14 protein-coding genes and 1 tRNA gene are annotated in these 17,792 nt (G+C 62.1%); 13 read left to right on the top strand and 2 right to left on the bottom strand.

All coding sequences use genetic code 11. The features are described from left to right. Positions 1–236: 236 nt before the first annotated feature. Positions 237–310: transfer RNA gene (locus tag BINDI_RS05950), tRNA-Gly, on the bottom strand. A gap of 233 nt (positions 311–543) precedes the next feature. Between BINDI_RS05950 and BINDI_RS05945 the strand changes: the two genes are divergently transcribed. The 13 genes from BINDI_RS05945 (at position 544) to mtnN (ending at position 16,432) form a co-directional block, all read left to right on the top strand. Beyond that, positions 544–1,299: a hypothetical protein gene (locus BINDI_RS05945; RefSeq protein WP_193345719.1), complete on the top strand. Its 756-nt coding sequence runs from the start codon at positions 544–546 to the stop codon at positions 1,297–1,299. 161 nt (positions 1,300–1,460) lie between these two features. Beyond that, entirely contained in the window at positions 1,461–1,730 is a 270-nt protein-coding gene (rpsO, locus tag BINDI_RS05940) for a 30S ribosomal protein S15 (RefSeq protein ID WP_033490713.1), read from the top strand. A gap of 275 nt (positions 1,731–2,005) precedes the next feature. After that, positions 2,006–4,828, top strand: a complete 2,823-nt coding sequence (locus BINDI_RS05935; RefSeq protein WP_033490712.1) for a polyribonucleotide nucleotidyltransferase — start codon at positions 2,006–2,008, stop codon at positions 4,826–4,828. Between the two features lie 150 nt (positions 4,829–4,978). Continuing rightward, a complete protein-coding gene (locus tag BINDI_RS05930; RefSeq protein WP_081830882.1) occupies positions 4,979–5,845 on the top strand; it encodes an aldo/keto reductase in 867 nt (288 codons plus the stop codon). A 74-nt stretch (positions 5,846–5,919) separates the two neighbouring features. After that, entirely contained in the window at positions 5,920–6,903 is a 984-nt protein-coding gene (locus BINDI_RS05925; protein ID WP_052108864.1) for a purine nucleoside phosphorylase YfiH/LACC1 family protein, read from the top strand. A gap of 70 nt (positions 6,904–6,973) precedes the next feature. Beyond that, a complete protein-coding gene (locus BINDI_RS05920) occupies positions 6,974–7,753 on the top strand; it encodes an IspD/TarI family cytidylyltransferase (RefSeq protein WP_051875724.1) in 780 nt (259 codons plus the stop codon). Between the two features lie 40 nt (positions 7,754–7,793). Further along, on the top strand, positions 7,794–8,492 hold the full coding sequence (locus tag BINDI_RS05915; RefSeq protein ID WP_033491008.1) for a pyroglutamyl-peptidase I: 699 nt from the start codon (positions 7,794–7,796) through the stop codon (positions 8,490–8,492). Positions 8,493–8,653: 161 nt separating this feature from the next. Continuing rightward, a complete protein-coding gene (locus tag BINDI_RS05910; protein ID WP_193345718.1) occupies positions 8,654–10,324 on the top strand; it encodes a coiled-coil domain-containing protein in 1,671 nt (556 codons plus the stop codon). A gap of 149 nt (positions 10,325–10,473) precedes the next feature. Continuing rightward, positions 10,474–11,568, top strand: a complete 1,095-nt coding sequence (locus BINDI_RS07195) for a CPBP family intramembrane glutamic endopeptidase (protein ID WP_081830826.1) — start codon at positions 10,474–10,476, stop codon at positions 11,566–11,568. Between the two features lie 147 nt (positions 11,569–11,715). Beyond that, positions 11,716–13,080 (top strand): C1 family peptidase, encoded by a 1,365-nt coding sequence (locus BINDI_RS05900; protein WP_033490711.1) that lies wholly within the window; start codon positions 11,716–11,718, stop codon positions 13,078–13,080. 128 nt (positions 13,081–13,208) lie between these two features. Beyond that, on the top strand, positions 13,209–14,372 hold the full coding sequence (locus BINDI_RS05895) for a 3-deoxy-7-phosphoheptulonate synthase (RefSeq protein ID WP_033490710.1): 1,164 nt from the start codon (positions 13,209–13,211) through the stop codon (positions 14,370–14,372). Positions 14,373–14,415: 43 nt separating this feature from the next. Beyond that, positions 14,416–15,612 (top strand): 3-deoxy-7-phosphoheptulonate synthase, encoded by a 1,197-nt coding sequence (locus BINDI_RS05890; protein WP_052108977.1) that lies wholly within the window; start codon positions 14,416–14,418, stop codon positions 15,610–15,612. Between the two features lie 91 nt (positions 15,613–15,703). Further along, the gene (gene mtnN, locus BINDI_RS05885; protein WP_052108861.1) at positions 15,704–16,432 is read left to right on the top strand and encodes a 5'-methylthioadenosine/S-adenosylhomocysteine nucleosidase; all 729 of its coding nucleotides are present in this window, start codon (positions 15,704–15,706) and stop codon (positions 16,430–16,432) included. 1 nt (position 16,433) lies between these two features. Here the strand turns inward: mtnN and BINDI_RS05880 are convergent, their stop codons facing one another. Continuing rightward, on the bottom strand, positions 16,434–17,714 hold the full coding sequence (locus BINDI_RS05880) for a substrate-binding domain-containing protein (protein ID WP_081830824.1): 1,281 nt from the start codon (positions 17,712–17,714) through the stop codon (positions 16,434–16,436). Positions 17,715–17,792: the final 78 nt, after the last annotated feature.

Below are 17,792 nucleotides of genomic sequence, written 5' to 3'. Positions count from 1 at the left end.
CGGATACGACTTTTTGCAGGCAGCGGTTGCATTCAGGTGCGTAGTTTGGCCGGAATATGGTTTCTCTCGATAGATGTCAGCGATATCCCTCAGTGAGTAGCCGCCGATGCCATTGGTGCAAAGGAGTCATGTTGCTTCAGGCTTACCTGATATAGGGAACCCAGGGGTATGCAGGTTGCAGAATCACGAGAGACAATTCCCAATACCCACAGGTTGAATCAAAAGGTGGGTCCAAGTGGAGCGGGCGACGGGAATCGAACCCGCGTAATCAGTTTGGAAGACTGAGGCTCTACCATTGAGCTACGCCCGCAAAGCCGTCGGCTCGTTACAGAGCATACCACATGGCCGGACAGGGGAGGACCTTGCCGTGTTCAGCGGGGCGAAGCTGCGGCGGGTGAGAGTGTCTTGATCCTGCTTCTGGTTCGGCCCGTATCCCCGGTCGCGGCTGGGTCCGGCGCCACCCGCTGTACTCGATTGCGCAGGTCGGTATAAGCTGTGTGACAGTGAATCTGTAAATGAGCGGGCTTTGGGATACGGGTGGACATGACGGAGCACAATCGGCGAGATGTTGAGACAACCTCGGGGAAGGCGGACCGATCTTCGGTTTCTTCCGCGTCTTCGACCACCATTCCGACCGCCGAACAGCGTCGCTTGGCTCACCTGGATGGTCCCGAGTCCAGTAATCCGGCTTCGGCCCACCCCGAGGCCACCATCGCCGAGTCGGAGTACTCCCTGGCGGACATCGAGCGGAAAAAGGCGCGGCCCATACGCTGGGTCATTTTCGCGCTGGCCATACTCCTGGCAATCATCCTGCCCTATGGATACGGGCGCTCGCTGGCAATCAACCACACGCAGGGGGTCCTGCACTATGCCTCGGTCATGGATCCGCGCGGCATAGCCCTGATTGCCTGGATGGTCACGGTCCTGGCCTTCATGGGGATCGGCATGTCGATCATCGAATCGCAATCCTGGTTCTGGCGGGTGGTCTTTGTGCTGGGGCTGGCCGCCGAACAGCTCATCGCCGGACTCTGCCTCCTGAAGATGAACTTCTGGTACGGTACCTTCGTCATCTACCAGCACCAGGCCGTCCTGGCCAACGCGGCCAATCTCGGCATCATCGCGGCCGGTCTTGGTGTGGCCGTCTTCGCCATCCTCTTCGTCGCCATCCTGGTCTGTGTCAAGAAGGACTCTCCTTGGAACGCCCTGACCCATAGCTGGTCGGCCCTGTCCATGTTCTTCATCATTGAACTGGTCGCCATAGCCGTCGTTCTCTTCGGGGGTATCATCACCGCGGTCTGAGGCTGCTTCGGTTGCGTCTGCCGTACATCGGTGCCGAGTGCTGCTCCTCATGAGGTCGGCGAAGTGTGTATAATTGCTCTTTGGCGTGTTTCGCCCGCGGATTCAGAGCGCTTCGGCATAGGGCCGGTGCACCGCGTAACGGAAGAAACAGAGGAGGAGCCGTGGCTCTTACGACTGAGCAGAAGCAGGCAATCGTCAAGGAATATGCGACGCACGAGGGCGACACGGGTTCTCCCGAGGTTCAGGTGGCCTTGCTGAGCAAGCGCATTGCCGACCTGACCGAGCATCTCAAGGAGCACAAGCACGACCACCATTCGCGTCGTGGCCTCCTGCTCATGGTTGGTCAGCGTCGCCGGTTGCTGGACTACCTCAAGAAGGTTGATATCAACCGCTATCGCTCCCTGGTGGAGCGTCTTGGACTGCGCCACTGAAATACACTTCCGCCCGGGCCTTGGTGCTCGGGCGCTTTTGCATGTTGGAAATGAGGATTGAAAACCGAGATGTGGATGAAACGGTCCCAGGATGGGATCGTGACCCGGGTAACGGGCTGAGTCCAATCGGGAGCCCCACAGGATGAAACAGTGCTGGACAGGGTCCGGCAGGGGAGTCCCGGTCAGCGCGATCAGGTATATCGCGTACGGCATGCACGAGAATGATGAAGTCAGTTGATAATCAGGTAATAGGAAGTAAACAAAGGAGGAACCCTATGGAGGGTCCCGAAATCACGGCTGTAGAAGCCACGATTGACAATGGTTCATATGGCAGGCGCACGGTGCGCTTCGAGACGGGTCGTCTCGCCCAGCAGGCGGATGGGGCAGTTGCCGCCTACCTCGATGACGATTCGATGGTCCTGTCGACCACCACCGCCGGATCCAGCCCCAAGGAGAACTACGACTTCTTCCCGCTCACCGTCGATGTGGAAGAGAAGATGTACGCCGCGGGCAAGATTCCCGGCTCCTTCTTCCGTCGTGAAGGTCGTCCCTCGACTGAGGCCATCCTGGCCTGCCGGTTGATCGACCGTCCCCTGCGCCCCCTCTTCCCGCATACTCTGCGTAACGAGGTCCAGGTTGTTGAGACCATCCTGGCCCTCAACCCCGAGGATTCATACGATGTGCTGGCTTTGAACGCCGCATCCGCCTCGACCCTGATTTCCGGACTGCCCTTCGAGGGGCCGGTCTCGGGTCTGCGTCTGGCCCTCATCGACGGCCAGTGGGTGGCCTTCCCCCGCTGGAGCGAGCGTGAGCGCGCGGTCTTCGAGCTGGTTGTGGCCGGTCGTGTGGTTGAGGACGGCGATGTCGCCATCGCCATGATCGAGGCTGGTGCCGGCAAGAACGCCTGGACCCTTATCTATGACGAGGGTCAGATCAAGCCTGATGAGGAGGTCGTGGCCCAGGGACTGGAAGCCGCCAAGCCCTTCATCAAGGTCCTGTGCGAGGCGCAGGGTGAGCTCAAGGCCAAGGCGGCCAAGCCCACCAAGGAGTTCCAGCTCTTCCCCGAGTACACCGAAGAGCTCTACACCCGTATCGATCAGATTGCCCACGCTGACCTGGATGAGGCCCTCTCCATCGCGGAGAAGCTGCCCCGTCAGGACCGCATCCATGAAATCAAGGAGAAGGTCCGCGAGGTCCTGGCCAATGAGTTCGTCGAGATGGATGAGGCCGAGAAGGAGAAGGAGCTGGGCAACGCCTTCAAGGAGCTCCAGCGCCAGATCGTCCGTCGTCGTATCCTGACCCAGGATTACCGCATCGACGGCCGCGGCCTGCGCGATATCCGTACCCTGTCCGCCGAGGTGGACGTGGTGCCCCGGGTGCACGGTTCGGCCCTGTTCCAGCGCGGTGAAACCCAGATCCTGGGTGTCACCACCCTGAACATGCTCAAGATGGAGCAGACCATCGACGCCCTGTCGGGTCCCTCCACCAAGCGCTACATGCACAATTACGAGATGCCGCCCTATTCGACCGGTGAGACCGGCCGTGTGGGTTCCCCCAAGCGTCGCGAGGTGGGCCACGGCAACCTGGCCGAGCGTGCCTTGATCCCGGTCCTGCCCAGCCGTGATGACTTCCCCTATGCCATCCGTCAGGTCTCCGAGGCCCTCGGTTCCAACGGATCGACATCCATGGGTTCGGTCTGCGCCTCCACCATGTCCATGCTGGCCGCCGGCGTGCCCCTGAAGGCCCCGGTCGCAGGCATCGCCATGGGTCTGGTCACCGGTGAGGTGGACGGCAGGCCCACCTACAAGACCCTGACCGATATCCTGGGCGCCGAGGATGCCTTCGGCGACATGGACTTCAAGGTTGCTGGCACCTCCGAGTTCATCACCTCCCTCCAGCTCGACACCAAGCTGGACGGTATTCCTGCCGATATCCTGGCCGCCGCCCTGCAGCAGGCCAAGGAGGCCCGCGCCACCATCCTGGACGTGATTGACGAGTGCATCGACGGTCCGGCTGAGATGAGCCCCTACGCACCGCGGATCATCACCACCAAGGTTCCTGTTGACAAGATCGGTGAGGTCATCGGGCCCAAGGGCAAGATGATCAACCAGATCCAGGAGGATACCGGTGCCGATGTCTCCATCGAGGACGACGGTACGGTCTACATCGCCTCCGAGGGTGGCGAGGCAGCGGCCAAGGCCAAGGAGGTCATCGACCAGATCGCCAACCCGCACGTTCCCGAGGCGGGCGAGACCTTCAACGGCAAGGTCGTGAAGACGACCAGCTTTGGCGCCTTTGTCAATCTGACCCCGGGCACGGACGGCCTTCTGCATATCTCGCAGATTCGCAACCTGGCCAATGGTGAGCGCATCGATGCCGTAGAGGACGTGCTCAAGGAGGGCGATACCGTCGAGGTCATCGTCCAGGGAGTGGACGACCGCGGCAAGATCTCTTTGGCCGTTCCAGGATTTGAGGACCAGGAGTCCGGTGCGGGTCGGGACCGCGGTGGCCGTGGAGACCGTCGCGATCGTGGAGGCCGCTCCGACAGGGGAGAGCGCCGTGAGCGTTCCGACCGCGGTGAGCGTCGCGAACGTCGCGATCATCATGACCACGTCGAGCGCCCCGAGCGCGAAGATGACGACCGGTACCCGTCGCGCAGGGCCTCCAGGCCCGAGCGTGAGGACCGTTACTTCGACGAGGACGACCGCGGGGAAGCCCCCCGTCGCCGCCGTCCCCGCCGTGACAGTGGATTCGAGGGTGACGACTGGTCGGAGGACGAGGATGGTGCCTCCCGTTATGACCGTCGCCGCCGCACCGGGCGTGATGACGAGGAGGAGCGTGGTGAGCGTTCCGGACGCCGCCACTCCGATCGCCGTGAGCGTTCCGACCGTGGAGATCGCGGAGACCGTGGCGGTGAGCGCTCCGGTCGTCGTGAGCACCGTTCCTCGGGTCGTGGTGGATACCGTGGCCGCAGGGAGAACCCCCGCTATGCCGCCGATGAGCATTACGACGAGTACCGTGCCGACCGCGAAGAGCGCTCCGAGCGTCCCCGCCGTCGGGTTCGCAGGGACTTCGATCCCTTCGACAGCGAGGACTGATACAGGCGACTACAGGTCGCTGAGCCCTTCCGAGGGCTAATCGCCTTAGGGTCCCGCCTCCGGGCGGGGCCCTTTTCCATGGTCGGGGCGTTAGAATCGTCTGGACAGGAAAACGGAACATCATATTCAAGCAATACCGAGGAGTGGATGATGGCATCATCGATGAGAGTACTGGGGCCTTTTACGACCACGTCGGTCGGTCTGGGCTGCATGGGTCTTTCCATAGAGGGGAAGCCCGATGAGCAGACCGGAATCGAGACCATCCATACCGCTCTTGACGCAGGGTGCCGACAGCTGGATACGGCCTGGGCCTACTATGAGTCGGGCGGCCCGGAGCAAACCAACGAGCGGCTTGTCCGTGCAGCTCTGGAATCCTGGAAGGGACCCCGTGAGGAGGTCCTGGTGGCAACCAAGGTGGGGCACTACCGTAACTTCACCGATGGTAAGCCCACTTGGGCCGTCGATGGCCGCCCCGAGAGCCTGATCAGGCATGCCAAGGAATCGGCCCAGGCGCTGGGTGTCGACACCATCGACCTTCTTTACTTCCACCGTCCCGATCCCCAGGTGCCCTACCGCGAATCCCTGGAGGCCATGGAATCCCTGGTTCAGGAGGGTGTGGCCCGGACACTGGGCGTCTCCAACGCCAACCGTGAGCAGATTGATATGGCCAGGGAAGTGATGGGTGGAGATCTGGTTGCCGTCCAGAACCAGTTCTCTCCCACGTTCACCTCCAGCAGGGATGAGCTGGAGTACGTCTCTGACCTGGGGCTGGCCTTCGTCTGCTGGAGCCCCCTGGGTGGCTTCCGCAAGGCCAAGGATGAAACAAAATACGATCTCTTCCGCAAGGTGGCCGAGGACCGGGGTGTGTCCTACCAGTCAGTGGTCCTCGCCTGGGAACTGGCGAAGAGCGAGCATGTGTTCGTCATTCCGGGGGCCCATAGGGCGTCCACCATCGTGGATTCCCTGACGGCGGCCCGGCTTGAGCTGAGCCCAGAGGAGCTGGCGGTTCTGGGGTAGTCCGGTCTTCAAATCCGGTGTTGGTTTCCAAACCTCCAAACGGTTTGGATGACGATAAAAGGAGTGAATCCAGTATGACCAAAGGGGCGGTGGAACCCGGGTTCGAAACGGCCGATCAGTGGTCCGATACCCACGAGGTGGTGGACAGCTCAGCCATTGCCACCCATGATGTGGACGGGGCACCCATCCCCGTCACCATCCCCGTCAACCTGGCACCGGGTGTCAAGGTGGTGTACACCACCCGTCTGGGTGGAGTCTCGCGAGGCGGCTATGCATCGCTCAACCTGGGGTCCAAGGGCAATGACGATCCCGCTGCGGTGGAAGCGAACCGCCGTGGCCTGGTCCGGGAGCTGGGGAAGCCGCTTCGCCTGGTCTCCCAGGTCCATTCGGCCCAGGTCGTGGATGCGGATGGACCGAACCCCCTCGATGCCGGCATGGAAGCCTCTCCTGGCGATGCCCAGGTGACAACCCGTACCGACCAGGCACTGGGTGTGTTCGCAGCCGACTGCCTGCCCGTCCTTCTCGCCGACCCGGAGGCAGGCGTCATCGGCGCAGCCCATTGTGGAAGGAAGGGGCTGATGGCCGGGGTCATCGCCTCGGTGGTGGATGGCATGGTGTCCAAGGGGGCGGTCCGGAACAGGATCGTGGCCACCCTGGGTCCCTGCATCTGCCCGGATTGCTATCAGGTCGACGAGGAACTTGCCCACTCCTTCGATCAGCGCTTCCCGGGTACGGCAGGGGTGAGCCGGTTCGGAGGGGCATCCATCGATATCGCCATGGCGGCCCGGATGGATCTTCAGGAGGCCGGTGTTTCCGTGGTGGTCGATTCCGGTCCGCGTGTGGCCGCCGCCACACACTATCTGAAGGACGACCAGGAATTGGAAGCCATCCACAAGATGGACGATGGGGCCAAACAGGCCCGCGACATCCGTGTCGACCAGGCGGGGCATTGGCTCTGCACCGTCGAGAATCCACTCTGGTTCTCGCACCGCCGATCCGTCCTGGCAGGTACCGGGGACGAGGGCCGAATGCTGGCCTTGATCATGCGCGAAGGCTGAGCGTGCATAAGTTCAGTGCAGAAATTCTATCCCCGCTGATTTCATCCACAAGGGCCGATAGCGTGTGACTATGAGCGAGATAAGAGAACCTGAGGATGGAGTGCGTGCGGATGCCCCCCGGTCCTCCGCACCGGTCGTGGCAGTGATTTTGGCCGCGGGTCTGGGCGTCCGATTCGATACGGACAATCCCAAGCAGCTGTTCAAGGTGGGCGGCAAGCCGATAGTGGCCTGGTCCATCGAGGCCTTTGAGGCCAATCCGGGCGTCACCGATATCCTGCTGGTTGTCAATGACAAGGTGCGCTCGCCGATTGAAGCGATTGTGGCCGAAAATGCCTACCCCAAGGTCCGGATGGTCATCACGGGGGGTGCGGAGCGCGCTGACAGCACAGAGGCCGCCCTGCAAACCCTGGCCGAGGCCGGTATACCGAGCGATGCCAAGGTGCTGATTCACGATGCGGTCCGTCCCTTCGTCAGCCAGGAGTCCATTACGGGGTGCATCGAGGCCCTGGACGGTTTCAAGGCCGTGACGGTTGCAGTCCCCTCGACCGATACGATCCTCTATGCTCACGACCTGGGTGACCGCAAGGTGGTCCGTGACGTGCCGGACCGGGCTGATATGTTCCGCGCACAGACCCCACAGGCCTTCCGTTTCGATACCCTCCGCCTCGCCTATGCCAAGGCTGCCAGCGATCCTGAGTTCCATCCGACCGATGACACCCGCGTGGTGGTGGACTACCTGCCTGACGTGCCGGTGGCCATCGTGGCCGGCAGTGAGACCAACCTCAAGATCACCCTTGCCTCGGATATCCCCATCGCCGAGTGGATGGCACGCTCCTTCCAAGGGAAGTGAGGGGAGACCAACCCTACCTGACCTGTGTACCATGGATGGCATGGAGCAGATCAAGGTCATCGTCACCGGATACGACCGTTATCAGGGGGTTGACGTCAACCCCTCCTATCTGGTTCCCCAGGCCCTGGCGGACCGTGGCGTGGGTGGGCTGAACCGAGGCGGCACCCGGCTGGAGGATCCCCTTCTGGGAGTGGATCTGGACATCACAGCCGTCACCCTGCCCGTCAGCTTTGCCAAGGCATGGCCCATACTCCACCAGGCCATTGAGCGGGTGGAGCCCGACCTGGTCATCTCCACCGGACTGAAACGTCACGCCCGTGGCATATCCATGGAGAGGTGTGCGGTCAACGTCAAGGCGGTTGGCGATGACCGTGCCCGCCAGGAGGGAAGCGGACATGGGCTTACCGAGCCCGTCGATCCGGATGGGCCTGCCGCCTATTGGACCCGGCTTCCCCTCCGTGCCATCCTTCAGGAATTCGGCCACTGCGGGATTCCCGCCACGCTGAGCTCGGACGCCGGCACCTACGTCTGCAACGCCCTTTTCTACAACCTGCTGGGGTGGGCCACCAAGCATCCGGAAGTGCTGGCCGGGTTCGTCAGCCTGCCCCTGGCCAATGAAAACGACCGCCAGGGGCTGGGTCTGCCCATCGAACAGCAGATCCGGGCCGTCCAGGAGGTGGTGAGGGAGACCGTGCGGTACTATCGCCAGCCCTCGTCCAGTCCCATCCTTATCGCCTGACCACAGGATCGATGTCCTTGGCGAAAGAGCCAAGCCTGCAGTGAATGCGGCGCCGACCATGCACGGAATGCGGCCGGAACAGAGTAAAGTCAAAAGGGTCCGCCCTTGGCTTCAGCCTGGGCGGGTGCAGGTACGTTTTGGTGGCAAAGAGGAGTGAATCCATGGCCGAAGATCAGTTTCCGGTGGTTCTGCGCGGGTATGACAAGGAACGGGTCGACCAGGCCCTGGCGGTCTCGCGAGAGAACCTTGGCCGCCTCCGTCAGCAAATCAAAGCTGATGATGACCGCATACTGAAGCTTGAGGCCGAGCTTCAGGAGGTCAAGGCCCGCAAGGCCGCAGTCCCTGCGGGAAACTCCTTCGCCTCCCTGGGAGCCAATGCCCAGCAGCTCCTGGCCTCGGCCGAACAGACCAGCACCGAGCTGCTGAACCGGGCCAAGCAGGATGCTGCTTCCACCAGGACCTCTGCCCAGGAGAAGGCCACGACACTGGTCAATGAGGCCAAAATCGACGCCCAGCACATTGTGGATGATGCCGAAGCCAAGGCCAAGGCCATCATCGAAGCCGCCAATGACGAGGCACGGACCGTGGCTACCACGGCCAAGCAGCAGACGGAGCAGGACAAGTCCTCCTCTGCCAGGGTGATCGCGGAGCGCAGGCAGGCTCTGGACCTGGAGCTGCAGAACTCGCGCGAGGAGCATGAGAAGCGCCTTGCGACGGAGAAGGCCGCCCATGAGCGTGAGCTGGCCGATGCGAAGGCTGCGGCAACCGAGGAGATTGCCGACAAGCGCCGGAAGAACGACCAGGAGATGGCCAAGCTCAAGGCCGAAGCCAACGACCAGATTCAACAGGCCCTGGCCGAGGCCAACAAGAAATTGGCCGATGTGCGTGAGCAGGTCTCCCAGACCCTGAATGGTGCCCGTCGCCAGGCCGGGGAGATTACCGACAAGGCCAAGGCGGAAGCCCAGCGAATCGTCGATGAGGCCAACGTGACCAGCGCTCAGACCATGGCGAAGGTCCAGTCAGAGGCCGAGCAGATTCGTGCCGATATCTCCAACCAGCAGGATGAGGCCACAGCCAAGGTGAGTGCCTTGTTGAAGAGCCTGGAAGACCGGCGCGAGCAGACCGAGAGGGAATCCCAGGAACTGATAGAACAGGCCAAGGCCGCCCGGAAGGATGCCGACTCCTTCGCCTCCTTCAAGCGGGAGGAGTCCGAGCGGAAGGCCGCCGAGATTTTGGAAGAAGGCAAGGAGCGGGCCCGGGCCGAGGTGGAGAAGCGCCGTGAGGCGGCGCAGTCCGAGCTGGACGGCCTTAAGGAGCAGATAACCAAGCTCCAGCATCGTGAAGCCGCCATTACGGCCCGTGTCGATGAGCTACGGTCCATCTTTGCCAAGTCCTTCGGCCAGTTCGACGGATTCCACGATGAAGATGCCATCCGGGACCGGGATGACACCCCGGCTCCAAGTGTGCCCGTGGTCAACGCGGTGCCGGTGGAGACGGTTGAACCGCCGGTGATGGATCCGGTCACCCCTGTCGCCCAGTCTGTAACGGAACTGATGGGAGGCAATGAGTCGGCTACCGTCACCCCCGAGACGAAGCCGGAGGTCCAGTCCGTCGACGATTCAGCCGAAGAGCCAATTCCGTCCCAGGTGACGGATGGGGCAACGACTGTCGAAAGCGGACACGAGGGCGACTCCGACGCCGTCCTTGAAGGCGACGGGGTGACTGATGGCTTGCCGTCTGTAACGGCCTCGTCCCCGAGTATCGATGACCAGGAAACAACCGTGATTCCCCCGATTTCGCAAGCAGGTCCATCTTCCGGGGTTGACCGGTAAGGAACTGGGGATACGGCTTTTCGACCGGCCCGGCAGGAGGGATTCCTGCCGGGCCGGTTTTCTTTTGCCGGGTCCGGGTTTCGCTGCGGTCCCTCACCCTGTTCCAGGCATAGAGTCAGTGGTACTACAGGCAAGAGAGGTGGGGCGAAATGAGCAGGGAATCAGTGCAGGACGATTCATCCGGGAAGGAGTCGGTCCATTCTGATGGATGGTCCGAGTCGGGTGGCGGGTCTCAATCGGGTGCGTATCTGCATTCGAGGAGACGGTATCGGTCGGGAGCGGAGTCCCGGCCGGAAACGTCGGACCGGTCAGGAGGTCAGGTCGGTTCCGGTTCCTGGGCCACCCGGGTCAGGAGAGCCGTCAACGAGCAGGGGTTCTATGCCCTGGTCTATCTGATTCTGGCCAACCTGATCATCTTCGTTCTGAACCTTCCGCAGGTTTCGCGATTCCTGGGGACTGCCGGTGTTCCCGGGCTCAATGATGCAATCAGTGAAGTGCTTCTGTTCCTCTTCCTCCTTGCCACCAGGTTCGACGAGGTGACCGGCAGGCGGGAGGATGGCGTTGGCTACCATTCATCCAAGGCGCCGGGGGTCCTCTTCCTGGTGGGTGCCTTCATCCTGATGATCTTCTTCGGGAGCCTGGAGACCGGACTGACCGGTCTGGTCGACCGGGGTTCGCATGCACTGGGGTTGGTCTACAGATCCACCACAGCCCAGATAGAGGCCACCCAGTTCGGCATCTGGGCCCCGCTCGACACGGCCATACTGGTTCCGATCGTCGAAGAGCTTCTCCTTCGCGGCGTGGTCATGGCCAGGCTTAAGCCCTATGGGCGAACCTTTGCCATCATCACCTCAGCTTTCATCTTCGCCTGTATGCATGGCGACCTGACCCAGGGTGTCTTCACCTTCCTCCTGGGACTCCTCCTGGGCTATGTGGCCATGGAGTACTCCCTGACCTGGTCCATCATTCTCCACGTTGCCAATAACCTGATTCTGGCGGACGGAGTGATGTGGCTGACCCAGGCTCTCTCGACACCAACGGGGGATATGGTCAACCGGATTATCGCAATATTCGGTCTGGTTGCCGGTCTGGTCGTCCTCCTCATCTGGAGGCGCCCCCTGGTCGAATATGTCAGGACCCACCGCGCAGCGAAGGGATCCTATAAGGGCTGGCTGGCCCTTGGACTGATTCTCCTCGTTCTCCTGGCCCTGGTCAGTGCGGCACAACGCTTCTCTATGGCATGATCCCCGGTCGTTCCTGCCTGAGTCCGGGCCGAATCAGGAGGTGGACCGGATTTCGGCCTGGGCTGACCGGTCCTGTCATGCAGGCTTCCCACTATGCTGGAAAATGGTGAACGTACATATCGATGAAAGGAATCAGGGATACCCCGTATGACATCAGCATTGACACCCCTTGATCAGTCGCAGTTGAACGACCTGGGCACCGCCTTCGACCAGCGCGAGGCCAACCGTATCGCCATGAACGCCGTCACCCAGGCCGGCATCGACCAGGTGGCCCACAACTATGACCGGTCCCGTCTGGTCCAGCACCGCTTCTCCGTCAGTGTCGACAACGGCAAGGTGACCTCCCAGGCCCACTCCGGTCGCTGCTGGCTCTTCAGCTCCCTGAATGTGGCCCGGTTCGTGGCACGCAAGGCCCTGAACATCGATGCCTCCAGCCCGGCCAACCCCATGGGCGACTTCGAGTTCTCGCAGAACTACGCCATGTACTACGACAAGCTTGAGCGGGTCAACTACTTCCTCCGCGACATGGCCGCCCTGGTCCGTGCCGGGGAGCCGACCGATTCCCAGCTCATGCAGTTCCTCCTGGGTGATGTCATGGGAGATGGCGGCCAGTGGATCATGGCCATGAACATCTACAAGAAGTACGGTGCCGTCCCCAAGCAGTTCTACCCGGAGACCGCCTCCTCCCAGAACACGGGAGAGATGGATCACCAGCTGCGTCGTCTTCTCCATCAGGCTGTGGCCCATATGGTGGCTGACCCCTCCAAGATTGATCAGATCATCGCCGAGACCACCCAGGCCGGGCACCGCATCCTGACCATCCACCTGGGCACCCCGCCCACCAGCTTCGACTGGGAGTGGACCGACAAGGACGGTGTCTTCCACCGCGATGGACGGATCACCCCCCAGGAGTTCTGGAAGAAGTACGTCGATGCCGGGCTCGAGGACTACGTCTGCCTGGTCGACGATCCCCGCCGCGAACACCCCAAGGGGACCAAGATCGGTATCGAGCATCTGGGCAACGTGGCCGGTGGCGACCCCACCGAGTACCTGAACGTGCCCATGGACTTCATGAAGGACTGCGCTCGCAGGCTCATGGCCGAGCAGGGTCTGCCGGTCTGGTTCGGCGCCGACTGCCATCCGATGATGGACCGCAAGGCCGGACAGTGGGCCACCGACCTCTTCGAGTACGGCAGGGTCTACGATGTGGACTTCGACATGGACAAGGAGGAGCGCGTGCGCTTCGGCGATTCCGCCCAGAACCACGCCATGGCCTTCGTGGGTGTCGATGTGGCCGACGACGGCACCACCACCAACCGGTGGAGGGTCGAGAACTCCTGGGGTGGCGATATCGCCAACAAGGGCTACTTCACGATGAGTGATGACTGGTTCACCGAGTACGTGTACGAGGTGGCCGTACCCAAGTCCATGCTGCCTGAGGAGTACCGCAAGGCCTTCGACCAGCCGGCCCTCATGCTGCCGGCCTGGGATCCGATGGGCGCCCTGGCCTGAGCCGATAGAGAACGGCATCCGCCGCCTTCCTGCCCACATAGGGACATGGGGGCGGCGGATTCGTACCTGCCCGGGTACAGTGTGACCAATAGAGAGAAGCCCGATATGTGGTCGGGGAGGAGAACGCGATGGCAGTGATCAAGGGGCCTGGTAGCGGTCAGGACAAGGAGAGGCACAGGCTGGGGGATGAGGCCGTCTATCCAGAGACCGTCGATGTCAACATCAGCCAACTTGATCCCATCCCGGCTCCGCGTCACTTCATCAAATCCCTGCCCCTGAATGCCGAACAGACGAGGTTGGTACTTGAGTCGCGCCAGGCCATCAAGGATGTTCTCCATGGCCGTGACGACCGGCTCCTGGTGATTGTGGGGCCCTGCTCCATTCATGACCCCAAGGCGGCCCAGGAGTATGCCCGACGTCTGGCGGCAGTGAATCGGGAGCTCAATGACCGTCTGGTCATCGTCATGCGGGTCTACTTCGAGAAGCCGCGTACCACAGTGGGATGGAAGGGTCTCATCAACGACCCCGACCTGGATGGCTCCTTCGATATACGAAAAGGTATCTGGCAGGCGCGGAAGGTCTTGACCGACGTACTGTCCGCCGGTGTTCCCGCGGCCACCGAGTGGCTGGACCCCATCACCCCGCAGTATCTCTGTGATGCGGTGAGCTGGGGGGCCATAGGGGCCAGGAACACGGAAAGCCAGGTCCATCGCGAGCTCGCCTCGGGCATGTCCATGCCAATCGGCTTCAAGAACTCCACGGACGGGAATGTGGATGTGGCCGCGGACTCTTGCTATGCCGCCGCTTTTGACCACCATTTCCTCTCCATCAACCTGGACGGGCATGTCATTTCGGCTGAGACCAAGGGGAACCCGGACTGCCATCTGATTATGCGGGGGTCCTCCAAGGGCCCCAACTATGATCGGGATTCGATTCGCCAGGCCCTGGAAGAGCTGGCCAAGTCCAAGGCAGGTCCCGATGCCTGCCCCGGACTTATGGTTGACGCCGCCCACGGCAACTGCGGCAAGGACCCGGATCGGGAGGTCGGAGTGGTCGAGGATCTGGCTGCCCGCATCGGCGGGGGAGAACGCGGCATCCTGGGCATCATGATGGAGAGTTTCATCGAAGGCGGTCGGCAGGATCCCGCCCCATTGAACCAGCTGGTCTTCGGCAAGTCCGTGACCGATGCCTGCATCGCCTGGGACAGGACCGAGGAGCTTCTGCATACCCTGGCTGATGCCATCGACCGCCGCCGTTCGTCCCGGGAAGGTGGCGTGCATCGTGAGCGGTAAGGACAGGGAAACAAGGGAAATTCCCGCGGATTCACTCAACGGGTTGCAGGATCCACCTCTGCGTAAACCGCGCAAGGCATACGAGGTGGAGCTCCTCCACAAGGCCATTGCTGAGGGGGTGGATCCCCTCAAGTCCGGGGCCGTGCCCCGGTGGGAGGATGAGGTCGGCATCGGGCGCATCGTCAATCGTCGCGTCTTTGAGCTGGACAGATTGCCCTCACCGGCCGAGGTCCTGACCAGGTACCCCCTGGATCGGGACGCCAGGAACCTGGTCATCCGTTCCAGACAGGAGATCAGAGCCTGCCTTCAGGGCGAGGACGACCGTTTCCTGGTCATCATCGGTCCCTGCTCCATTCACGACCCCAAGGCCGCCCTGGACTATGCCAGGCGCTTGGCGGCCATGAAGAACGAGCTCTCCGACCGTCTTCTGATCGTCATGCGCGTCTACTTCGAGAAGCCCAGGACCACCATCGGCTGGAAGGGGCTGATCAACGACCCCGATCTGGACGGGTCCCATCACATTCAGAAGGGACTACTCCTGGCCAGGAAGACGCTCTTGGGTGTCCTCGGGGCCGGTCTGCCCGCAGCTACGGAGTTCCTGGAACCCACGTCGCCCCAGTACATCGCAGATGCGGTGAGTTGGGGAGCCATAGGGGCCAGGAACACCGAGAGCCAGGTGCACCGTCAACTGGCTTCAGGCATGTCCATGCCCATCGGTTTCAAGAACGCCACCGACGGCAGCGTGGATGTTGCCGTTGATTCCTGCTATGCAGCGGCCCAGCGGCACACCTTCTTCGGCATCGACCACGAGGGGCAGGCCGCGGCCGTGGAGACCCTGGGCAACCCCGACTGCCACCTGGTCCTGCGAGGGTCCAAGCACGGACCGAACTATGACAAGGAATCGGTGCGGCTGGCCCTGGAAGCGAGCCGTCGGAAGATGCCTGCCGACAGTGCGGCCACCCACGGTCTGATTATCGATGCATCGCATGGCAACTCAGGCAAGGACGAACATCGTCAGATTGGTGTGATTGAAGAGCTGACCGACCGCATTGCCGCCGGGGAAGAGGGCATCACCGGGCTGATGGCCGAGAGTTTCATCAAGGGAGGCAACCAGCCTGCGGCTCCACTGGACCAGCTGGTGTATGGGCAGTCCGTTACGGACCGGTGCATCTCCTGGCCTGATACCGAGACCCTGCTCAGGCGACTGGCCCGGGCGGTGGATGAACGACGCAGCCGATAGGGCTGAGAAGTCATACAAGGCGGCCCCTGCGGACCGTCTTGCTGTAGGCTGGACGGGCAGAGACAGTCGTGTAGCAGTGAGGAGACCCAGGATGAGCGAAGAGAACCAGCGGCAGGGTCGCGACCAGGTGGTCGCAATCATTGGTGCCATGGATGAAGAGGTGGCCCTGATTGCCAAGGGGTTGGAGGATCCGATCCATGATGAACGGTCGGCCCAGGCCAGCCTGGACGTGGTCAGGGGGAGTCTGCAGGGTGCCTCGGGCCCCATCCAGGTCGTGGCGACCGTCGGCGGAATGGGCACGGTCAACATCGCGGCCACCACCCAGTACCTGATGGACACCTATCGTCCGGATGCCGTCATCTTCTCCGGCATTGCCGGCAACCTCAACAAGGACCTGCACATCAATGACGTGGTCCTGGGGGGAACCCTGCGGTACCTGGACACCGATATGCGGATGGTGGCCCAGTTCGCTCCCGGGACGGATGAATTCCATTCCGATCCCCACCTCCTGGATCTGGCACAGCGGACACTCGATACGATGGGAATCAAGCACCTGGTCGGCACCATCGCCACCGGGAACTACTTCGTTGATTCGGCTGAAAAGATCGCCCAGGTCAAGGAGGCGACCGGAGCCGATGCCGTGGAGATGGAGGGGGCCGCTGTCTGCCATGTGGCTGCCCGTAACCATGTGCCGGCACTGGTGATTCGTGCACTGAGCGATAATGCCGATACCGACTATGAGGTCTTCAGGGATTTCGATATCTCGGAGTATGCGGACACCGCTGCCAAGCTGGTCCTGAACATAGCCAAGGGCCTTTGAGTCAGGATTCCCGATGCGGACGGGTCACCGACCCCCGGTCTATCAGCCGGGGGTCGATGTATACGTGCTCGGTCTGCCGCGCCCTGTCGCCCATCCGCTTGGTCAGGAGACGCAGGGCGGACTGGGCCAGATCGAACTCGGATGATCTCAATACGGTCAGGGGCCTGGTGCTGGGTGTGGTATACCCGTCGATGGAGATCAGGGAGACATCCTGGGGCACATGTTTGCCGCGCTGTTGCAGCGCCTGGGCCACGGCAATCGATAGGTAATCGGGATGGACCAGGACCGCTGTGGCCCCTGTGCGGATGATGGCGTCGGCAATGTCATTGACGTCGTCCGCTTCATAGGCCTCTCGTCCGGTCAGGAGGAAGGCCTCTTCCATCGTGTCTTCCCGGTCCTGCATCATCAGGCGCCAGCCCAGTTCTATATCACCGGAGGTGGGGGTGTACCCCAGAGCCAGCCCTATACGGGTATGACCGTGGTCCCTGAAGTGGAGCAGCGCCTTGCGCACACCTACGGGATGGTTGGTATGGACGGAATCGATGAAGTGGTCGCTCCAGAGTGGGGGTTCGCGCTCCAGTACGGTGACGGGGAGTGGGGAGTCGGCCAGCCACCGCCAGGTGGCCTCGGCGATTGCCGGGTTGATGCTGGGCGCCACGATGATGCCGCGCAGATGATCCGTCTTGGACAGTTCGTCCAGAATGCCGGTTTCCGGGTAGTCCTCGTAGGAGGTCTCCCTGGCCACAATATCCATGTTGTACAGGTCACGCGCAATCTGCCTGATGTGCTCGGTCACCGCAGGCCAGAAGAAGCTGGGCTCGGGGAGCACCACACCGATGGTTCCCCGGCTGGTCTGGCCGGAGCCGATGGCGGGGGCTCCGGAAGAGACCGACATGAGCGATCCAACGCTATACAGATCGTTATCAGGATTGCTCTCCAGCATGGAGTGGGTCGATGCTCCTCCCACCGAGGCGCCGGGTCCTTCCCGTATCGGTTTTTCCTCGGCCTCTGGTGCGGCTTCGGTGGAATTGAGTGAGAGCGCACCTCCGCGGACCCGCCTGATGAGACCGGCCTTGCTGAGTGCATCCAGGTCCCGCCGGATGGTGATTTCCGTAGTCGACATCATCCGGGCAAGGTCGGGCACCCTGACCACGTCATCGCGGAGGAGGAGGTTCAGAATCATGTCCCGGCGCTGGGCCGGCAGCCAACCCTGGGGTGGCGGCGTAGGCAGGCCTGGTTGATTCCCCGGGTTGTCTTGTTGCACGTCGCTGTGTTTGGTCATGTCTGTATACCCACCCTATGGAATCGGCAATACGCCGTCCTCTTCTGGGAGAGTTCTCCTACATGTGAGAGTACACCC

This window comes from Bifidobacterium [indicum] DSM 20214 = LMG 11587 (assembly GCF_000706765.1).
Taxonomy (GTDB): domain Bacteria; phylum Actinomycetota; class Actinomycetes; order Actinomycetales; family Bifidobacteriaceae; genus Bombiscardovia; species Bombiscardovia coryneformis.
This window is presented reverse-complemented; position numbering and strand designations above follow the sequence as displayed.

Excerpts from the sequence above, each read along its gene's own strand:
- BINDI_RS05945 (WP_193345719.1), top strand. The coding sequence starts at position 544 with ATGACGGAGCACAATCGGCGAGATGTTGAGACAACCTCGGGGAAGGCG.
- BINDI_RS05935 (WP_033490712.1), top strand. The coding sequence starts at position 2,006 with ATGGAGGGTCCCGAAATCACGGCTGTAGAAGCCACGATTGACAATGGT.
- BINDI_RS05930 (WP_081830882.1), top strand. The coding sequence starts at position 4,979 with ATGGCATCATCGATGAGAGTACTGGGGCCTTTTACGACCACGTCGGTC.
- BINDI_RS05925 (WP_052108864.1), top strand. The coding sequence starts at position 5,920 with ATGACCAAAGGGGCGGTGGAACCCGGGTTCGAAACGGCCGATCAGTGG.
- BINDI_RS05920 (WP_051875724.1), top strand. The coding sequence starts at position 6,974 with ATGAGCGAGATAAGAGAACCTGAGGATGGAGTGCGTGCGGATGCCCCC.
- BINDI_RS05915 (WP_033491008.1), top strand. The coding sequence starts at position 7,794 with ATGGAGCAGATCAAGGTCATCGTCACCGGATACGACCGTTATCAGGGG.
- BINDI_RS05910 (WP_193345718.1), top strand. The coding sequence starts at position 8,654 with ATGGCCGAAGATCAGTTTCCGGTGGTTCTGCGCGGGTATGACAAGGAA.
- BINDI_RS07195 (WP_081830826.1), top strand. The coding sequence starts at position 10,474 with ATGAGCAGGGAATCAGTGCAGGACGATTCATCCGGGAAGGAGTCGGTC.
- BINDI_RS05900 (WP_033490711.1), top strand. The coding sequence starts at position 11,716 with ATGACATCAGCATTGACACCCCTTGATCAGTCGCAGTTGAACGACCTG.
- BINDI_RS05895 (WP_033490710.1), top strand. The coding sequence starts at position 13,209 with ATGGCAGTGATCAAGGGGCCTGGTAGCGGTCAGGACAAGGAGAGGCAC.
- mtnN (WP_052108861.1), top strand. The coding sequence starts at position 15,704 with ATGAGCGAAGAGAACCAGCGGCAGGGTCGCGACCAGGTGGTCGCAATC.
- BINDI_RS05880 (WP_081830824.1), bottom strand. The coding sequence starts at position 17,714 with ATGACCAAACACAGCGACGTGCAACAAGACAACCCGGGGAATCAACCA.